This is a genomic window from Cupriavidus yeoncheonensis (genome assembly GCF_905397275.1).
In the GTDB taxonomy this organism is placed as follows: domain Bacteria; phylum Pseudomonadota; class Gammaproteobacteria; order Burkholderiales; family Burkholderiaceae; genus Cupriavidus; species Cupriavidus yeoncheonensis.
On the sequence record NZ_CAJPUY010000015.1, the window covers coordinates 74,972 to 93,044 of the forward strand.

The window sequence follows — 18,073 nt, forward strand, 5'->3', positions numbered from 1 at the left end:
AAGAAAGGACAAATCGAATGACCAAACTCCTCGATAACCAGGTCGCGCTGGTCACTGGCGCCTCGCGCGGCATTGGCCGCGCCATTGCGCTGGAACTGGCCCGCCAGGGCGCTACCGTGATCGGCACCGCCACCAGCGAATCCGGTGCGGCCGGCATCACCGAATACCTTGGCGCGGAAGGGCTGAAGGGCAAGGGCGCCGTGCTGAACGTGAATGACGCGGCCGCCTGCGACGCCCTGATCGACGAGATCGTCAAGGGCCATGGTGGCATCGGCGTGCTGGTCAACAATGCCGGCATCACGCAGGACCAGCTCGCCATGCGCATGAAGGACGAGGACTGGGTGGCCGTCATCCAGACCAACCTGACCTCGGTTTTCCGCCTGTCGCGCGCGGTGCTGCGCCCGATGATGAAGGCCCGTCAGGGTCGCATCATCAATATCACTTCGGTGGTGGGCTCGGTGGGCAATCCCGGCCAGATGAACTATTCCGCCGCCAAGGCGGGCGTGGCGGGGATGACCCGCTCGCTGGCCGCCGAAATCGGCAGCCGCAACGTGACCGTCAATTGCGTCGCGCCGGGCTTTATCGACACCGACATGACCAAGGCGCTGTCCGAAGAGCAGCATGCTTCGCTCAAGCAGCAGATCCCGCTGGGCCGCCTGGGCCAGCCGGAAGATATCGCCAATGCGGTGGCCTTCCTGGCCGGTCCGCAAGCGGCCTACATCACCGGCACCACGCTGCATGTGAACGGCGGGATGTACATGAATTAATAGGTTTTTGGGTGCTTCTTTCGGAGAAGAAGCCGGAAGAAGCCGTCTGAAGTCGTAGTTTTCCGAACCAATCGGGCGCGATTCTTGCAAAGCTTGGCAGGCGGCATTTCTGACGCCCCAAACCTGCTAAAATGCGCCCACTTTTTGTCGAACTTCCCTGGAGGGTTACATGGACAATATCGAACAACGCGTCAAGAAAATCGTTGCAGAACAGCTTGGCGTGGCCGAGGCAGACATCAAGAACGAATCGTCGTTCGTGAACGATCTCGGTGCGGACTCGCTGGACACGGTTGAACTCGTGATGGCGTTGGAAGATGAATTCGGCATGGAAATTCCTGATGAGGAAGCCGAAAAGATCACGACCGTGCAGCAGGCTATCGACTACGCCACCGCGCACGTCAAGGCCTAAGCCAGTCGTATCTGAATTCCGAGCCACAGAAGGCGGGTGGGCGCACCGTTCCGGTAGCGCCTTGCTGTTTTCTGTGGCTTTCGTCTGTTCGAAGACGCAGAATCAAGGCTTGTGCCGCGTGGACCTGACTGGCCGGGTAAACCTGCCGGTTGCGGAGCGCGGCGACATGTGTCCCCGATCCTGCATCACGCACCCGTAGGAAATCATAGTGAGCCGTCGTCGCGTCGTTGTCACTGGGCTTGGCCTTGTGTCTCCGGTCGGAAACACGGTTGCCGAAGGCTGGGCCAACCTGGTTGCCGGCAAGTCTGGCATCGCCACCGTCACCAAATTCGATCATTCCGCGCTTTCCGTGCACTTTGCCGGTGAAGTGAAGGGCTTCAATGCCGAGGATTACATCCCCGCCAAGGAAGCCCGCAACATGGATACCTTCATCCACTTTGGCATCGCGGCCGGCGCCCAGGCGCTGAAGGACAGCGGCCTGGAAGTGACCGATGCCAACGCCGAGCGCATCGGCGTGCTGGTGGGCTCGGGCATTGGCGGCTTGCCGATGATCGAGGACACGCATGCCACGCTGACCGAGCGTGGTCCGCGCCGCATCTCGCCGTTCTTCGTGCCGGGCTCGATCATCAACATGATCTCGGGCCACCTGTCGATCATGCACGGCCTGAAGGGCCCGAACCTTGCTGCGGTGACGGCGTGCACCACCGGCCTGCACAGCATTGGCCTGGCTGCCCGCCTGATTCAGGCTGGCGATGCCGATGCCATGCTGGCGGGCGGCGCCGAGTCGACCGTGTCGCCGCTGGGTATTGGCGGCTTCGCCGCTGCACGCGCCCTGTCGACGCGCAATGACGACCCGGCGGCGGCTTCGCGTCCGTGGGACAAGGACCGCGACGGCTTCGTGCTGGGCGAGGGCGCCGGCGTCATGATGCTTGAAGAATACGAGTCGGCGAAGGCGCGCGGTGCGCGCATCTATGCCGAGCTCGTGGGCTTCGGCATGAGCGGCGACGCTTTCCACATGACCGCTCCGAACATGGACGGCCCGCGCCGCTGCATGGTCAATGCGCTCAAGGATGCCGGCATCAATGCAGACCAGGTGCAGTACCTGAACGCGCACGGCACGTCCACGCCGCTGGGCGACAAGAACGAGTCCGACGCCGTCAAGGCGGCCTTCGGCGACCATGCCTACAAGATGGTGGTGAATTCGACCAAGTCGATGACCGGCCATCTGCTGGGCGGCGCCGGCGGCCTGGAATCGGTCTTCACCGTGCTGGCCCTGCATCACCAGGTCTCGCCGCCGACCATCAACATCGATAACCAGGATCCGGAATGCGACCTGGATTACGTGGCCAACACGGCGCGTGACATGAAGATCGATGTGGCCGTGAAGAACAACTTCGGCTTCGGCGGTACCAACGGCACGCTGGTCTTCCGTCGCGCCTGATTCGGTGTTACGGAAGCGCCTCGCCGGCCCTCGTCTCGGCGGGCTCACTCACCTGCAGTGGGCCCTGCTCGTGTTCTGGTCCGGCGAGGTCGTTGCCTTGGGCCTGCTGGCCCAGATGTGCCTGGGCGCGGCAACGCCCCATGGGACGGCCGGCAGCGCCTTTCCTTTCCTGATTGGTGTCGCGTGGCTTGGCATGGCTGTCATGCTGGTCTGGGCCTCGCGCGATTGGTGGTCATGGGCCGGCCAGTCATGTTCCGCCGTGTTGCCGTCGCCGCAGCGCCACGGCATGCCCCGGGTCGTGCTGCGGCGCTCCGGTACCGGCAGCGAAACCGCCTTGGTGACGAGCAGCTGGAACGTCGGCGGCATTCTCTTCCTGAGCCTGGCACAAGGGCCTGACAAGCGCCGTGGGCTACTGGTTTTCCCGTTCCAGGCGCGTTCCCCGCGCGTGGTGCGCGCCGCGAGAGTGGCGCTGGCGGTTGCACGCGAGGTGCAACCAGCGCAAGGTGATGGGGAACGTTATTGTTAGGCAGCGGTCACAGCATGCACTTTGAAGCACCGGACTATCGGTGGTTCGTAGGTAAAATACAACGTTCGTCGTGACGACCAAACCAAGAGATACACTGCAGGTGAGCCATACGTGAGCGAACGCGAAGCCGATCAGCTCCTAGTTGAACGCGTCCAGCAGGGCGACAAGCGGGCCTTTGAGCTGCTGGTGGCAAAGTACCACCGGAAGATCATCCGTCTGATTTCGCGCCTGGTGAGAGATCCCGCCGAAGTCGAGGATGTGGCGCAGGATGCCTTTATCAAGGCATACCGCGCCTTGCCCCAGTTCCGCGGGGAATCGGCCTTCTACACATGGCTGTACCGGATCGCCGTCAACACGGCCAAGAACTACCTGGCCACTCAGGGCCGGAGGCCCGAGGCGTCCAGCGACATCGATACAGAAGAGGCTGAAACTTTTGCGGACGGTGAGCAACTAAGGGATATCAATACGCCGGAATCGATGCTTCACACGCGCCAGGTTGCCGAGACGGTCAACCGCGCGATGGAGGCGCTACCGGAGGAATTGCGTACCGCCATCACCCTGCGCGAGATCGAAGGTCTCAGCTATGAGGAAATCGCCGAGGCGATGGGTTGCCCGATCGGGACGGTCCGGTCGCGCATATTCCGTGCGCGCGAGGCGATTGCCGAGAAATTGCGCCCGCTGCTGGGAACGGCAGAGGGCAAGCGATGGTAGTGAGAAGAATGTCGTGCGGCCAGCGTTGCAGCCTATTCCTGCATCGATAAGCGACAGTAGGTGACGGGACTATCGGTGTTCAATGGAATTGGAATGTCTTGGGGTGGGAAATGGGTCAGGCTCATAAGCAGTCGGTTCATGTAGCGGAAGCGGCGGAGCAGATCTCCGTATTGATGGATGGCGAACTGTCGCCGCATGAGGTCGATGCCGTCGTGGCGCTCGCCAAGAGCGAATCCGGCATGGCGAACTGGACCGTGTTCCAGATGATCGGCGATACGCTCCGCTCGGAAGAGCTGAGCCACGCGGGTCCGACCGGTGATTTTCTCGCCCGCTTCTCGTCGCGGCTGGAAGTCGAGCCCCATGTGCTCGTGCCGGCCGTGGCCCAGGCCGCAGGCACGCGCCAGCGCTTGCTGGTGCGTCCGTCCTGGGTGCGTCGGGTCATGCCCGGCACGGCCATCGCCGCGGCGGTGGCTGCAGTGAGCTGGGTCGTGGTACCGCAAATGCGCGGGCCGGCTGACCTGGGCACGCCTGACGCGGTGGTCGCGCGAGCGGACCAGCCGACGGCCGCCAAGCCCGGGGCCATCGTTACCGTCGCAGCCGAAAGTGCCCAGATGATCCGCGATCCGCGGCTGGACGAGTACCTGCGCGCTCATCGCACCTCGGTTGCAACAGAGGCGTTCGTGCCGACCATGCGTGCGGTCGCCAACGGCGCTAATTTCTCTCAGGACAATTCGCAGGAATAATGCCGGACATGCACAAAGGATGGTCGCCCGCCGGCGTAGCGGGCGAACCGAGAATGGGGGCCCTGCGTAGGTCCTTTTTTCTGGCCTTGTGTCTGAGTGCGGCGGCGGTAACGGCCCAGCCCTCGGACAGTTCGCTGAACCGGCGTGATGCCTCCGCCTGGCTCAGCAAGATCCATCGCGCAGCACAGCGCGAGAACTATGTCGGCACGCTGATCTACCAGCGCGGCAGCGTAATGCACGCGTCGAAGATCCAGCACTACAGCGACCTCGTGCACAACGAGTATGAGCGCCTGGAAACGCTGGATGGCAAGCCGCGCGAAGTGCTGCGGCAGAATGACGTGGTCCACAGCCTGATTCCGGAAGCCAAGCTGGTGGTGGTCGAGAAGCAGGAGGCGAAGGACCGCTTCCCGGCGCTGCTGGCCACCAACAAGAGCGACGTGCTCGATCTCTACGACATGCGCAAGCTGCCCGGCGAACGTGTGGCCGGGGTGGAATGCGAAGTGTTTTCGCTGGAACCGCACGACGCGGCGCGCTATGCCGTACGCCTGTGGGCCGAAAAGAATTCGGGCCTGCTGATGCGGGCGCAGACCATTGGCGACGGCGGCAAGGTGCTGGAGCAGGTGGCCTTTTCGCAGGTCGACATCGGTGTGCCGTCAGACAAGCAGCGCATCCTCGGGGCGATCAAGAATTCCAGTTCCTGGAATCACTATGAGGTCACCTATCAGCCGACCAACGTTGCGGACGAAGGCTGGAACATCGCCGTGCCGTTGAAGGGCTTTCAGAAGATTCGTGAAGTGCGCCGCCCCCTCGGCGAGCTGCGCACGCCTGCGCAGGGCCGCGGGCAGGTGTTCGAGGTGCTTCAGGTGGTGTACAGCGACGGGCTGACCGGGCTGTCGGTGTTCATCGAACCCGTGTCCGAGCAGCGTGTGCGCCGTGAAGGTGTCGCGTCGCTGGGCGCCACGCAGGTCGTGGTGCGCCGCATCGCCGACTACTGGATTACAGTGGTGGGCGAAGTCCCCGCCAGCACGGTGCGGCAGTTCGCGTCGGCCGTGGAATATCGCCCTCCCAAGGCGTTACACTGAGCGCGTACAAGTGGCGGATGCGGGGTCTGCCGGGCCCCATGTCCGCGTGCCCCAGCGGGCGGCGTCCTGCATCTTGTCCCAGCCGGTACCTCATCATTTGCTGAATCCCGGGAGTTGTCGATGACGTTCAGATCCCCAGCCCTGGCGCGTGCCATGGTCATGGCTGCCATGTTGATTCTCGGTCCGGCGATTGCCGAAGTGGGCCACGCCCAGGCCGCGGCTTCCAACTACAACCTGCCTGACTTCACCGACCTGGTGGAAAAAGCCAGCCCGGCCGTAGTCAACATCCGGACCACGGAGCGCGTGCGCACGCGCAGCGGCCAGGGCAGCGAAGACGATGAGATGGCCGAGTTCTTCCGGCGCTTCTTCGGTGTTCCGATGCCGGGTGCTCCGACTCCGGGTGCCCCGACGCCGCCGCGGCGTGGCCAGCCGCCGCAGGGCCAGCCGCCGCAGGGCGAGGAGCAGAGCCGCGGCGTTGGTTCAGGCTTCATCATCAGCCAGGACGGCTACGTGATGACCAATGCTCACGTGGTGGCCGATGCGGAAACCATCTACGTCACGCTGCCCGACAAGCGCGAGTTCAAGGCCAAGCTGATCGGTGCGGACAAGCGCACGGACGTGGCGCTCCTCAAGATCGAGGCGACGGGGCTGCCGCGGCTGACGCTCGGTGATTCGGACAAGGTTCGCGCGGGCGAATGGGTACTGGCCATTGGTTCGCCGTTCGGTCTCGACAACAGCGTGACCGCTGGCATTGTCTCGGCCAAGGGGCGTGATACCGGTGACTACCTGCCGTTCATCCAGACCGACGTGGCCGTCAATCCCGGCAATTCGGGGGGGCCGCTGATCAACCTGCGCGGCGAAGTCATCGGCATCAACTCGCAGATCTACAGCCGTAGCGGTGGCTACATGGGCATTTCGTTCGCGATTCCGATCGACGAAGCGATGCGCGTCACCGACCAGCTGAAGACCTCGGGCCGCGTCACGCGAGGCCGTATTGCCGTGGCGATCGGCGATGTAACCAAGGAGGTGGCAGATTCGCTCGGCCTCGGCCGCGCACGCGGCGCGCTGGTGGGCAGCGTGGAGCCGGGCGGTCCGGCGGAGAAGGCTGGCATTGAGCCGGGCGACATCATTCTGAAGTTCAACGGCCGCGACATTGAAAAGGCGTCCGACCTGCCGCGCATGGTCGGCGATACCAAGCCTGGCACGAAGGTGCCGATGCAGTTGTGGCGCAAGGGTGCCACCCGCGACGTCTCGATCACCGTGACGGAACTGGAGCCGGAAACCCGCGCGAAGGTCCGCGGCACGCCGTCGGCCAAGGATGAGGCCACTGCGCAGGCGGCCAAGCCCAACGCGCTGGGCCTGATCGTTAACGACATTCCGGATGCTCGCCAGAAGGAACTGAAGGTGAAGTCGGGGGTGGAAGTCGAAGTCGCGGATGGCCCGGCCATGCGTGCCGGCATTCGTCCTGGCGACATCATCCTGCGCCTGGGCGATACCGATGTGACCAGCGCGCGCCAGTTCAACGATCTGGTCAAGGGGCTGGACAAAAACCGCATTGCCGCCGTGTTCGTGCGCCGTGGCGACGCGACCCAGGTTCTGACGCTGCGTCCCGGAGCCACTGCCGCCCGCTGACCATCGGACATGCTGCAGCTCACATTGTACGGCCGGGCATATTGCCATCTGTGCACAGACATGCGGGAGGCGCTGGAGCCCCTCCGGCGCGAATTCCCGTTCGTCCTGCATGAGGTGGACGTGGATACCGATCCGGACCTGGAGTCCCGTTTTGGCGAGCGCGTGCCCGTGCTGGTCGCAGCAGGACCGGAAGGGGGACCGGAAGGGCCCCGTGAGCTTTGCCACTACTTCCTCGATGTTGCCTCCGTCCGCGCGTGGCTTGCGGCACAGACATGGGCCGGAACGAGCACATCCGGTCGCGCATAAGGGCCTGGCAATCGGCCCATTCACGACCCGGAAGTCATTGAAAATCCGGTAAAATTCCAGTTTGGCGCAAAATCCGCGCCCCAAGACCCGCGGCCTTCCGATGCGGGCGTTCCCGAGGGGGCGCCCGCGGTTGGCCGTTCACGAATCCGCTGCGCCGGGGCGAAGACGCCGGCGCTTGCCTGAAGATTAGATGGACCATATCCGTAATTTCTCGATCATCGCCCATATCGACCATGGGAAATCCACCCTGGCCGACCGGATCATTCAGCTGTGTGGGGGGCTGTCCGATCGCGAAATGGAGGCCCAGGTCCTCGACTCGATGGATATCGAGAAGGAGCGCGGCATCACCATCAAGGCGCAGACGGCGGCGCTGACCTACAAGGCGCGTGACGGCAAGGTCTACAACCTGAACCTGATCGACACCCCGGGGCACGTCGACTTCAGCTACGAAGTGAGCCGTTCACTGTCAGCCTGCGAAGGTGCGCTGCTGGTGGTCGACGCTTCGCAGGGTGTCGAGGCGCAGACTGTCGCCAACTGCTACACGGCGATCGAGCTTGGCGTGGAAGTGGTGCCGGTGCTGAACAAGATCGACCTGCCGCAGGCCGACCCGGCCAACGCCATTCAGGAAATCGAGGACGTCATCGGCATTGACGCGCAGGACGCCACGCCGTGCTCGGCCAAGACCGGCCAGGGCGTGGAAGACGTGATCGAGGCGCTGATCGCCAAGGTGCCGCCGCCTGAAGGGAATGCCGACGCGCCGCTGCAGGCGCTGATCATCGATTCGTGGTTCGACAACTACGTCGGCGTGGTCATGCTGGTGCGCGTGGTGAACGGCACGCTTCGTCCGAAGGACAAGGTGCTGCTGATGGCCACCGGCGCCCAGCATCTCGTGGAGCAGGTCGGCGTGTTCTCGCCGAAGTCGATCCCGCGTGATTCGCTGTCGGCCGGCGAGGTGGGTTTCGTCATTGCGGGCATCAAGGAACTGAAGGCTGCCAAGGTGGGCGACACCATCACCACGGTGCAGCGCAAGGCCGCGTCGCCGCTGCCGGGCTTCAAGGAAGTCAAGCCGCAGGTGTTCGCAGGCCTGTATCCGGTCGAGTCCAACCAGTATGAGGCGCTGCGCGAATCGCTGGAGAAGTTGCGCCTGAACGATGCATCGCTGATGTTCGAGCCGGAAGTGTCGCAGGCGCTGGGCTTCGGCTTCCGCTGCGGCTTCCTTGGCCTGCTGCACATGGAAATCGTGCAGGAGCGCCTGGAGCGCGAGTTCGACATGGACCTGATTACCACGGCACCGACCGTGGTGTATCAGGTGCAGATGCGTGACGGCACCACGGTGACGGTGGAGAACCCGGCCAAGATGCCCGACCCGAGCCGGATCGAGGCCATCCTGGAGCCGATCGTCACGGTCAACCTGTACATGCCGCAGGAATATGTCGGTTCGGTGATCACGCTGTGCACGCAGAAGCGCGGCTCCCAGATCAATATGAGCTACCACGGCAAGCAGGTGCAGTTGACCTACGAGATCCCGATGGCGGAAATCGTGATGGACTTCTTCGACCGCCTGAAGTCGGTATCGCGCGGCTATGCCTCGATGGATTACGAGTTCAAGGAATATCGCCCGTCCGACGTGGTCAAGGTCGATATCCTGATCAATAGCGACAAGGTCGATGCGCTGTCGGTCATTGTTCACCGTTCCAACTCGCAATACCGCGGCCGCGAAGTGGCAGCGAAAATGCGCGAAATCATTCCGCGCCAGATGTACGACGTGGCGATCCAGGCGGCGATCGGCTCTAACATCATTGCGCGTGAAAACGTCAAGGCGCTGCGCAAGAACGTGCTGGCCAAGTGCTATGGCGGCGATATTTCGCGCAAGAAGAAGCTGCTCGAAAAGCAGAAGGCCGGCAAGAAGCGCATGAAGCAGGTCGGCACGGTCGAAATTCCGCAAGAGGCGTTCCTTGCCATCCTGCAGGTCGACGACAAGTAAAACGACTGCACAGGCAGGAGCGGGGCCGCGGCGCAAATGGCGCGGCGGCAGAAGAAGAAGCTGTAGCAGGACATCCAAGAACCAGAAGCCGTCATGAATTTTGCACTGATCCTTTTTGTGCTGGTGGTGATCACGGGTATCGCGTGGATCGCGGACAAGCTTGTATTTGAGCGGCAGCGGCGCGCTTCGGCGCGCCTGGCGCTGGCCGAGTTCGATTCGCACCAGCCGGACCTGCAGGGCCGTTTCGGATCCGGCGACATCGACTCGACACGCAAGCGCCTGGCGGAGGAAAAGCTGCGCCAGCCGTGGTGGCTCGAATATTCGGCCAGCTTCTTTCCGGTCATCCTGGCGGTGTTCGTGCTGCGCTCCTTCGTGGTGGAGCCGTTCAAGATTCCATCCGGGTCGATGATTCCCACGCTGCTGATCGGTGACTTCATCCTGGTCAACAAGTACGACTATGGCATTCGCCTGCCGGTGGTGAACAAGAAGGTCATTGAACTTGGCGAGCCGCAGCGCGGCGACGTCATGGTGTTCCGCTATCCGAAAGACCCGTCGCTCGACTACATCAAGCGCGTGATCGGTGTGCCGGGCGATGAGGTGCAATATTCGAACAAGCATCTGACCGTCAACGGTAAGCCGGCCGACTACACCCCGTTGCCCGATTATCTGGATGAGGAGCGCCTGTCCTATTCCAAGCATTTCAGGGAAAAGCTGCCTGGTGGCGTGGAGCACGGCATCCTGAACGATGCGGATCGGCCGGCATTTGTTGCCGGGGCCGATCCGGATTTCCCGTTCCGGGAAAACTGCACTTACAATCAGCAGGGCGTGACCTGCAAGGTGCCTGCAGGTCACTATTTTGTAATGGGTGATAATCGCGACAACAGCCTGGATTCCCGCTATTGGGGATTCGTGCCCGACGAGAATATCGTCGGCAAGGCCTTCGTGATCTGGATGAATCTCGGTAATTTCGGACGCGTCGGGACGTTCAAATAACACACCCGCGCGGCGCAGAACACTCAACCGGAAAGAGGGAAGCGCAAATGGGTCAGATGGGTCAATTGGGTCGCGCCAGGAGTGTGGGCCGCGGGCGGGTTAGTCCGGTCCGACGGCGGGCGGGGGGGTTTTCCCTCTGGACACTGCTGGTTGTGATCTTTTTCGTGATCGGCGTCGCGTTGCCGGCGCTGAGGGCAATTCCAAGCCTGACAGAGTATTTCTCCGTCAAGCGCGCCGCGAGCTACGCGAAGCAGAAGGCCACCAACAAGCGTGAGGTGGTCGAGTATTTTGATAAACAGGCAACCATCGACCGGATTGCCGTGGTGCGGGGAGAAGACCTCCAGATCCGCGAAGATGAGAACGGAACGATCCAGTCGGTCGATTTTGCCTACCGGACCGAGGTCCCCGTCTACGGTCCACTGAGTCTACTGATTAGCTATTCGGGAACGCAGCACTGATATGAACCTCGACGCCTTGCAGCAACGTCTCGGCTACCGATTCAGCAAGCCTGAGTTGCTGCAGCAGGCGCTGACGCACCGCAGCCACAGCGCCCAGCACAACGAACGCCTGGAATTCCTGGGGGATTCGGTGCTCAACTGCGCCGTGGCGGACATGCTGTTCGGCATGTTCGGCAAGCTGGATGAAGGCGACCTGTCCCGCGTGCGCGCCAACCTGGTCAAGCAGCAGGCGTTGTACGAGATCGCCCAGATGCTGCAGCTCTCCGAGGCGCTGCGCCTGGGCGAGGGCGAGTTGAAGAGCGGCGGTTTCCGGCGTCCTTCGATCCTGGCCGATGCGCTGGAAGCCATCGTCGGCGCCGTGTTCCTCGACTCCGGCTTCGAGGCGGCGCGCGCGCTGATCCGCAAGCTGTATATCCCCATCCTGGAGCAGGTGGATCCGCGCACGCTTGGCAAGGATGCCAAGACGCTGCTCCAGGAATACCTGCAAGGCCACAAGATCGCCTTGCCGCAATATAACGTAATCGCCACTCATGGCGCCGCGCACAGCCAGCAGTTTGAAGTCGAGTGCATGGTGCCTAAACTGGAAGTCCGGGTGTTCGGCACCGGTGCCTCGCGCCGCGCGGCGGAGCAGGCGGCGGCCAAGCTGGCGCTCGATGAAGTCCAGAAGCTGGTGCCGCAGCTGCTCAAGCGCAGTCGGGCCGAGCGCACGGGCAAGACTCGCAAGCAGCCGGTGCCACCGGACCCACAGTTGTCTCTCAGGTTGAAGGAATGACCGAATCGAACCATCCGCAGCAGCCCGCTGCGGATACCCCAGCCAAGGCGTTCCGCTGCGGCACCGTCGCCATTGTCGGCCGTCCCAATGTTGGCAAGTCCACGCTGATGAATGCGCTGGTCGGCCAGAAGATCAGCATCACGTCGCGCAAGGCGCAGACCACGCGCCATCGCCTCGTCGGCATCCAGACCACCGACGACGCGCAGTTTGTTTTCGTCGACACGCCGGGCTTCCAGACCCGTCACGCCAGTGCGCTGAACCGCTCGCTCAACCGCGCGGTCACTTCCACGCTGTCGTCGGTGGATCTGGTGTTGTTCGTGGTCGAAGCCGGTTATTACGGCGCCGATGACGAAAAGGTGCTGGCCCTGCTGCCGAAGAACACGCCCGTGCTGCTGGTGACGAACAAGCTCGACCGTGTCACTGGCGACGACCGCGCCGCGGTGATGATGCCGTTCCTGGAAAAGATGGGGCAGCTCTTTCCGTTCCGCGAAGTGGTGCCGATGTCAGCCAAGACGCACGACCATATCGCGCGTTTGTTCGAGATCCTCCGGCCCTATCTGCCGGAAGGCGAGCCGATGTACGACGCCGATGCGATGACCGACCGCAGCGAGCGCTTCCTGGCTTCGGAGATCATCCGCGAGAAGGTGTTCCGCTGGACCGGTGACGAACTGCCGTACACGAGTACCGTCATCATCGACAAGTTCGAGACGGAAGGGCGCTTGCGCCGCGTGTTTGCCACCATCCTGGTCGAGCGCGACGCGCATAAGGCCATGATCATCGGCAACAAGGGCAGCAAGCTCAAGCAGATTTCCACCGAGGCGCGCCTCGACATGGAAAAGCTCTTCGACGGCAAGGTCTACCTCGAAATGTGGATCAAGGTGAAGAGCGGCTGGGCCGACAACGAAGCCGGACTGCGCGCCTACGGCTACGAGTGAGCAAAATGCCTGACTTCGCGCGCGGGCCGGCCAAGGTCCGCCGCGCCGATCCGGTCGTGGACGAAGCCGCCGAGCTGCTGGACAACCGGGCGTTGCCCGGCATGGCCGACGCGGCTGGCCGCGCGATGATGGATCGGGCGATGCGCATCGTTCCGGCGCGCAGCGAATCGCGCATATCGGAGCAACCGGGCTTCGTGCTGCACGCGTGGCCGTATCGCGAAACCAGCCTGATTCTCGATGTCTTCACCCGCGACCACGGCCGGCTGTCGATGGTTGCCAAGGGGGCCAAGCGGCCGCATTCTTCGTTGCGCCCGGTGCTGCAGCACTTTCATCCGATCTCCCTGTCCTGGAGCGGACGTGGCGAGGTCAAGACGCTGACGCGAGCCGAATGGGTCGGCGGCATGCCGCCGCTGTCCGGCGACGCGCTGTTGTCCGCGTTCTACCTCAATGAACTGGTGATGCGGTTCTGCCCGCGCGAAGACGGCCATCCGGCGCTGTTCCGCCACTACATGGCCACGCTCACGCGCCTGGCGCATGGGGAGCCCGCGGGGCTGGTGCTGCGCGGTTTCGAGCGCGTGCTGCTGCAGGAAACGGGCTTCGCCGTGGCCTTCGACCAGTGCCTCAGCACTGGCGAGCGCGTGCAGCCGGGCCTCGATTATGTCTACCAGCCCGAGCGCGGTGTGCGCAGGGCCCAGCCGAGTGACCCGTCGTCGTGGCCCGTGGTGTCGGGCCAGACCTTGCTGGACATGTCGCAGGATGATTACGGGCGCGCGCAGACCGCGCTGCAAAGCCGCGCGCTGATGCGCTTCCTTCTGCATTATTATCTGCAGGGTGCGCCGCTCAAGACGCGGCAGATCCTGATCGACCTGCACTACCTCTGACCCGCCGGGCTACCGGCCCACTGCTGATTCCGCAAGCATGATCTTCCACGCAAATCCGGGCGTCATCGACCTTGGCGTCAACATCGACCACGTTGCCACGCTGCGCAATGCGCGCGGCACGGTGTATCCCGACCCGATCCAGGCGGCGCTGCAGGCCGAGGAGGCCGGCGCGGACCTGATCACGCTGCACCTGCGCGAAGATCGCCGCCATATCCGCGACGCCGATGTGCGCGCGCTGCGCCCCCAACTGACCACGCGCATGAACCTCGAATGCGCGATCACGCAGGAGATGCTCGACATCGCTTGCGAGATCCGTCCGCAGGATGTGTGCCTCGTGCCCGAACGGCGCGAGGAGGTGACCACCGAAGGCGGTCTTGATGTGGCGGGGCGTTTTGAACAGGTCAGTGCGGCATGCCGGCAGCTCGCCGCGGCGGGTATCCGCGTGTCGCTGTTCATCGACGCCGATGCCGGCCAGATCGCTGCGGCCGCAGCCTGCGGTGCACCCGTGATCGAACTCCATACCGGCCGCTATGCCGACGCGCATACGCCCGACGAGCTGGCCATCGAATTCCGCCGCATTGCCGATGGCGTCGATGCCGGCATCCGCCATGGCCTGGTGGTCAATGCGGGCCACGGCCTGCACTACACCAACGTACAGCCCATTGCCGCGTTGCCGGGTATCAAGGAGCTGAACATCGGCCACGCGATCGTTGCGCATGCCGTGTTCGCCGGCTGGCAGAACGCCGTGCGCGAGATGAAGGCCATCATGGTCGCCGCGCGCCTGGGCACCCGCTATCCCGCTGCGGGCAGCCCGGCGTGATCTACGGCGTCGGCACCGACATCATCGAGATCGCGCGCGTCCAGGGCGTGATGGAGCGCACGCGCGGCCGTTTCGCCGAGAAGGTGCTGGGGCCGGACGAACTGGTCAAGTACCACGCGCGCAAGGCGCGCTCGGAGCGGCGCGGCCTGGCCTTCCTGGCAACGCGCTTTGCCGCCAAGGAAGCCTTCTCCAAGGCGATCGGGCTCGGCATGCGCTGGCCGATGACCTGGCGCGCGATGGAACTGATGAACCTGCCGTCGGGCGAGCCGACACCGGTATGTCATGGCGAGCTCGCCCAATGGATCCGGGAACGCGGCCTGACGATACGTGTCAGTGTCAGTGATGAACATGACTACGCGGTTGCCTTCGCAATCGCCGAGCGGGGCGGCCAAGCGGCCACCCCGGAAAATCCAGCCTAGCCTCGAACCATATCCATGACCAAGAAGCTCTCCGGCAAACGGCCGGGACCGGTGGTGCTCGACGTTGTCGGCAAGCAGCTCGATGCCGAAGACGCGCGCCGCATCGCACACCCGCTGACCGGCGGCGTGATTCTGTTCGCGCGCAATTTCGAATCGCGTGCGCAACTGCTGGCGCTGACCCGCGCCATTCGCGCCATTCGCGACGACGTGCTGATCTGCATCGACCATGAAGGCGGCCGCGTGCAGCGCTGCAAGACCGACGGTTTCACCCACCTGCCTGCGATGGGCAAGCTGGGCGAGCTGTGGGACCGCGACGTGCTGGCCGCCACCAAGGCCGCGGTGAGCTGCGGCTACGTGCTGGCCGCCGAGCTGCGCGCCTGCGATATCGACCTGAGCTTCACGCCGGTGCTGGACCTGGACTACGGCCGCAGTGCCGTGATCGGCGACCGTGCTTTCCACGCCGACCCGCGCGTGGTCGCCATGCTGGCGGGCCACCTGAACCACGGGCTGCTGCTGGCGGGCATGAGCAACTGCGGCAAGCATTTCCCCGGCCATGGTTACGTAGAAGCGGACTCGCATGTCGCGATTCCCGTGGACGAACGGTCCCTGGAAGAGATCCTTGCACAGGATGCGCGCCCGTACGACTGGATGGGCCTGTCGCTGTCGTCGGTCATGCCCGCGCACGTGATCTATCCAAAGGTCGACCCAAATCCAGCGGGCTTCTCGCCGTTCTGGCTGCAGGATATCCTGCGCGCGCAGCTGGGCTTCGAGGGCGTCATCTTCAGCGATGACCTGAGCATGGAGGGGGCCAGCGTCGCCGGCAACGTCACGCAGGCCGCACGAGCCGCGCTGGCCGCAGGCTGTGACATGGTGCTGATCTGCAACCACCCCGAGCGTGCCGATCAGTTGCTGTCCGAACTGGATGCGGGCATCGACAAGACTTCGCAGCGTCGCATCCGCAAGCTGTTCGCGCGCCGCAAGCCGCTCGACTGGAACAAGCTGCAGCAGGAGGGCGAATATCGCGCGGCGCTGCGTCTGCTGAAGGACCATGGCCTGATCGCCTGAGCGGGCGACTGCGTTTGCGGCAGACAGTAAAAAAGGCAGCCGAGGCTGCCTTTCTTCGTTACCGGCCCCGCTTGTGCGGCGGGGCGAGCCGTGCGCTTAGTTGGCGCGGCTGCGGTATTCGCCGGTACGGGTGTCGATTTCGATCTTGTCGCCGATGTTGCAGAACAGCGGCACCTGCAGCTCGAAGCCCGTGTTGATCTTGGCGCCCTTCAGCACCTTGCCCGACGAGGTGTCGCCCTTGACGGCCGGCTCGGTATAGACGATTTCGCGCACCAGCGTGGTCGGCATGTCGACCGAGATGGCCTTCTCGTTGTAGAACACCACTTCCACGGCCATGCCGTCTTCGAGGTAGTTCAGCGCGTCGCCCATGCTGTCGCCCTCGACTTCGAACTGGTTGTAGTCGGCGTCCATGAACACGTACATCGGGTCGGCGAAGTACGAGTAGGTGCATTCGCGGCGCTCGAGCATCACGACTTCGAACTTGTCGTCGGCCTTGAACACCGACTCGCCCGGGGCTTCGGTGAGCAGGTTCTTGTACTTCATCTTGACCACGGCGGCGTTGCGGCCCGACTTGTTGTACTCGGCCTTCTGCACAACCATCGGGACGCCGTTCATCATGAACACGTTGCCGACGCGGAGTTCCTGTGCGATTTTCATCTGAACTGTTTTCCTGAAAAAGAAAGTCTCGGAAATTGGTATGGCGAGGTGTGGCGGAGGCGCGGCCAGCAGGAAGCCCTGTCGCCTTGCCGCCTTAGCCGCCTGGTGGGCCCCTGCCCACGCGCGCTTGACCCCGTGCTCAGCGTTCGCTCAGGATCCCGCGCTGCGGCGCGCGCATTGCAGCGCTGCCGGCTGGTCGCTGGGAGCCTTGGTTACCCGGCCCGGTCGCCATCAAATCAACCCACTATTTTACCCGATTTTCACAGAACGCCACGAGATTTGCCGCCAGGTCGCCCAATCCGAGCAAGCGCGCCTGCCATTGCCGGGCGGCTTGTGTCAGGACGGGCAGCTTGCTGCGCAAGGCGGTCCAGTCGGGTGCATTGCCGTACGCATTCCAGGCGTGCCAGAAATCCGCCAGGGCCTGGGCCGCAGCGCTGTCCACGCCGCTGCGGCTGAACAGCGCGAGCCACGCGTCCAGCTTGTCGCGGTGCGCGTCCTCATCCTGCGGATAGATGTGCCACACGAGCGGCCGCGCCGCCCACTGCGCACGGACGAACGAGTCTTCGCCGCGCACAAAATTCAGATCGCAGGCCCACAGCATTTCGTCGTAGTGCTCCTGGCGCACGAAGGGCACGATGTTGACCTGCAGGTTGCCCCGCACCAGCGTCCTGCCCGGCGCGGCGGCTTCGCCGGACCATGCGGCAAGCTGCTCCGCCGCCATGCCCTGCGGAATCAGGCACTGGACCGGTTCCGGGCCATCGCGCCATTGCTCGAGCAGCGCGGGAAGCGCGGGGTTCCGGTACGAAAACAGGCTGACCTTGAGCGCGCTGGCATCGGGCGTCGCTTGCAGCCGGTGCCACAGGGCGGCCTGGGCGGCTGGTCCAGCCAGGAATGTGTCGCGCTGTTCGCCCAGCATCGATTCGCGCAGCAGGCCGCCAGTCCCGTGCTCGAAACCCGGGAAGAAGAAGTGCTTCATCAACGGCAGCCGCGGATGCGGCGAAGGCATGCCGTGGTGCTCGCGCACCCAGGGCTCGGCGCTCAGGTATTCAAGGTTGATCCATGCGGGAGCACGCTCGCGTGCCACCATGCGGGCAAGGAACGCATCCGGCAGGTGGCAGGCAAAGGCCTCGATGACGGCGTCATGAACCGCAAGGTTGGCAAAGCGGGCGCGGTCATCGGCTTCGCCGCCGGGGCGCCAGGTGCGGATTTCCACGCCGGACAGGCGCTGCTGGCGTACTGCCGTGTCCAGCGCCGGCGCAAGGCGGGAAAAGCTCTGCAGGTCATCCACCCACAGGCGCACCTCATGGCCGTGTTCCTGCGCAAGCTGGCGCGCCAGCCGCCAGCAGACGCCGATATCGCCGAAATTGTCGATGACGGTGCAGAAGATGTCCCAGGAGCGGATTGGCATGTCGGAGGTGGCAGGAAATGCGGCAAGGGCGGGCAAAGCGGGGCGGGGCAGTGAATTGCTCTAA

The 18,073-nt window shown here is 63.8% G+C and carries 20 protein-coding genes; 18 read left to right on the forward strand and 2 right to left on the reverse strand.

What is annotated here, in order from left to right; all coding sequences use genetic code 11:
* The first annotated feature begins 17 nt into the window (after window positions 1-17).
* The 18 genes from fabG to nagZ all read left to right on the forward strand — a co-directional run bounded on the left by fabG (window position 18) and on the right by nagZ (window position 15,944).
* Window positions 18-767 (forward strand): 3-oxoacyl-ACP reductase FabG, encoded by a 750-nt coding sequence (fabG, locus tag KHO22_RS20565; RefSeq protein WP_211949020.1) that lies wholly within the window; start codon window positions 18-20, stop codon window positions 765-767.
* A gap of 169 nt (window positions 768-936) precedes the next feature.
* Window positions 937-1,176 carry an acyl carrier protein gene (gene acpP, locus KHO22_RS20570; protein WP_008644813.1) on the forward strand — a complete coding sequence of 80 codons (240 nt, stop codon included), beginning with the start codon at window positions 937-939 and terminating at the stop codon, window positions 1,174-1,176.
* A gap of 208 nt (window positions 1,177-1,384) precedes the next feature.
* The gene (gene fabF / locus KHO22_RS20575) at window positions 1,385-2,617 is read left to right on the forward strand and encodes a beta-ketoacyl-ACP synthase II (RefSeq protein WP_211949021.1); all 1,233 of its coding nucleotides are present in this window, start codon (window positions 1,385-1,387) and stop codon (window positions 2,615-2,617) included.
* 97 nt (window positions 2,618-2,714) lie between these two features.
* The gene (locus KHO22_RS20580) at window positions 2,715-3,143 is read left to right on the forward strand and encodes a hypothetical protein (protein ID WP_211949022.1); all 429 of its coding nucleotides are present in this window, start codon (window positions 2,715-2,717) and stop codon (window positions 3,141-3,143) included.
* 111 nt (window positions 3,144-3,254) lie between these two features.
* Window positions 3,255-3,854, forward strand: a complete 600-nt coding sequence (gene rpoE, locus KHO22_RS20585) for an RNA polymerase sigma factor RpoE (protein ID WP_211949023.1) — start codon at window positions 3,255-3,257, stop codon at window positions 3,852-3,854.
* A gap of 110 nt (window positions 3,855-3,964) precedes the next feature.
* On the forward strand, window positions 3,965-4,597 hold the full coding sequence (locus tag KHO22_RS20590; RefSeq protein WP_211949024.1) for a sigma-E factor negative regulatory protein: 633 nt from the start codon (window positions 3,965-3,967) through the stop codon (window positions 4,595-4,597).
* A gap of 8 nt (window positions 4,598-4,605) precedes the next feature.
* The gene (locus KHO22_RS20595; RefSeq protein ID WP_211949025.1) at window positions 4,606-5,679 is read left to right on the forward strand and encodes a MucB/RseB C-terminal domain-containing protein; all 1,074 of its coding nucleotides are present in this window, start codon (window positions 4,606-4,608) and stop codon (window positions 5,677-5,679) included.
* Window positions 5,680-5,799: 120 nt separating this feature from the next.
* Window positions 5,800-7,311: a DegQ family serine endoprotease gene (locus KHO22_RS20600; protein WP_211949026.1), complete on the forward strand. Its 1,512-nt coding sequence runs from the start codon at window positions 5,800-5,802 to the stop codon at window positions 7,309-7,311.
* Window positions 7,312-7,320: 9 nt separating this feature from the next.
* On the forward strand, window positions 7,321-7,617 hold the full coding sequence (locus KHO22_RS20605) for a glutaredoxin family protein (protein ID WP_211949027.1): 297 nt from the start codon (window positions 7,321-7,323) through the stop codon (window positions 7,615-7,617).
* Between the two features lie 190 nt (window positions 7,618-7,807).
* Window positions 7,808-9,601: a translation elongation factor 4 gene (gene lepA, locus KHO22_RS20610; RefSeq protein WP_211949028.1), complete on the forward strand. Its 1,794-nt coding sequence runs from the start codon at window positions 7,808-7,810 to the stop codon at window positions 9,599-9,601.
* Window positions 9,602-9,694: 93 nt separating this feature from the next.
* A complete protein-coding gene (lepB, locus tag KHO22_RS20615; RefSeq protein WP_211949029.1) occupies window positions 9,695-10,594 on the forward strand; it encodes a signal peptidase I in 900 nt (299 codons plus the stop codon).
* A gap of 152 nt (window positions 10,595-10,746) precedes the next feature.
* On the forward strand, window positions 10,747-11,052 hold the full coding sequence (locus KHO22_RS20620) for a DUF4845 domain-containing protein (protein ID WP_230426945.1): 306 nt from the start codon (window positions 10,747-10,749) through the stop codon (window positions 11,050-11,052).
* A 1-nt stretch (window position 11,053) separates the two neighbouring features.
* Window positions 11,054-11,824, forward strand: coding sequence for a ribonuclease III (gene rnc / locus KHO22_RS20625; RefSeq protein WP_211949031.1), 771 nt, complete (start codon window positions 11,054-11,056; stop codon window positions 11,822-11,824).
* Complete coding sequence (era, locus tag KHO22_RS20630; protein ID WP_211949032.1) at window positions 11,821-12,759, forward strand: GTPase Era; 939 nt, start codon at window positions 11,821-11,823, stop codon at window positions 12,757-12,759. Before rnc ends, era begins: the two co-directional genes overlap by 4 nt.
* Window positions 12,760-12,764: 5 nt before the next feature.
* Window positions 12,765-13,640: a DNA repair protein RecO gene (recO, locus tag KHO22_RS20635; protein WP_211949033.1), complete on the forward strand. Its 876-nt coding sequence runs from the start codon at window positions 12,765-12,767 to the stop codon at window positions 13,638-13,640.
* Between the two features lie 37 nt (window positions 13,641-13,677).
* Window positions 13,678-14,460 carry a pyridoxine 5'-phosphate synthase gene (gene pdxJ, locus KHO22_RS20640; RefSeq protein WP_211949034.1) on the forward strand — a complete coding sequence of 261 codons (783 nt, stop codon included), beginning with the start codon at window positions 13,678-13,680 and terminating at the stop codon, window positions 14,458-14,460.
* A complete protein-coding gene (acpS, locus tag KHO22_RS20645; RefSeq protein WP_211949035.1) occupies window positions 14,457-14,879 on the forward strand; it encodes a holo-ACP synthase in 423 nt (140 codons plus the stop codon). Before pdxJ ends, acpS begins: the two co-directional genes overlap by 4 nt.
* Before the next feature lie 15 nt (window positions 14,880-14,894).
* On the forward strand, window positions 14,895-15,944 hold the full coding sequence (gene nagZ / locus KHO22_RS20650; protein WP_211949036.1) for a beta-N-acetylhexosaminidase: 1,050 nt from the start codon (window positions 14,895-14,897) through the stop codon (window positions 15,942-15,944).
* Window positions 15,945-16,040: 96 nt separating this feature from the next.
* On the opposite strand, the gene efp is transcribed toward nagZ, so the two are convergent.
* Complete coding sequence (gene efp / locus KHO22_RS20655) at window positions 16,041-16,601, reverse strand: elongation factor P (protein WP_211949037.1); 561 nt, start codon at window positions 16,599-16,601, stop codon at window positions 16,041-16,043.
* A 244-nt stretch (window positions 16,602-16,845) separates the two neighbouring features.
* On the reverse strand, window positions 16,846-18,009 hold the full coding sequence (earP, locus tag KHO22_RS20660) for an elongation factor P maturation arginine rhamnosyltransferase EarP (protein ID WP_211949038.1): 1,164 nt from the start codon (window positions 18,007-18,009) through the stop codon (window positions 16,846-16,848).
* Window positions 18,010-18,073 lie beyond the last annotated feature (64 nt).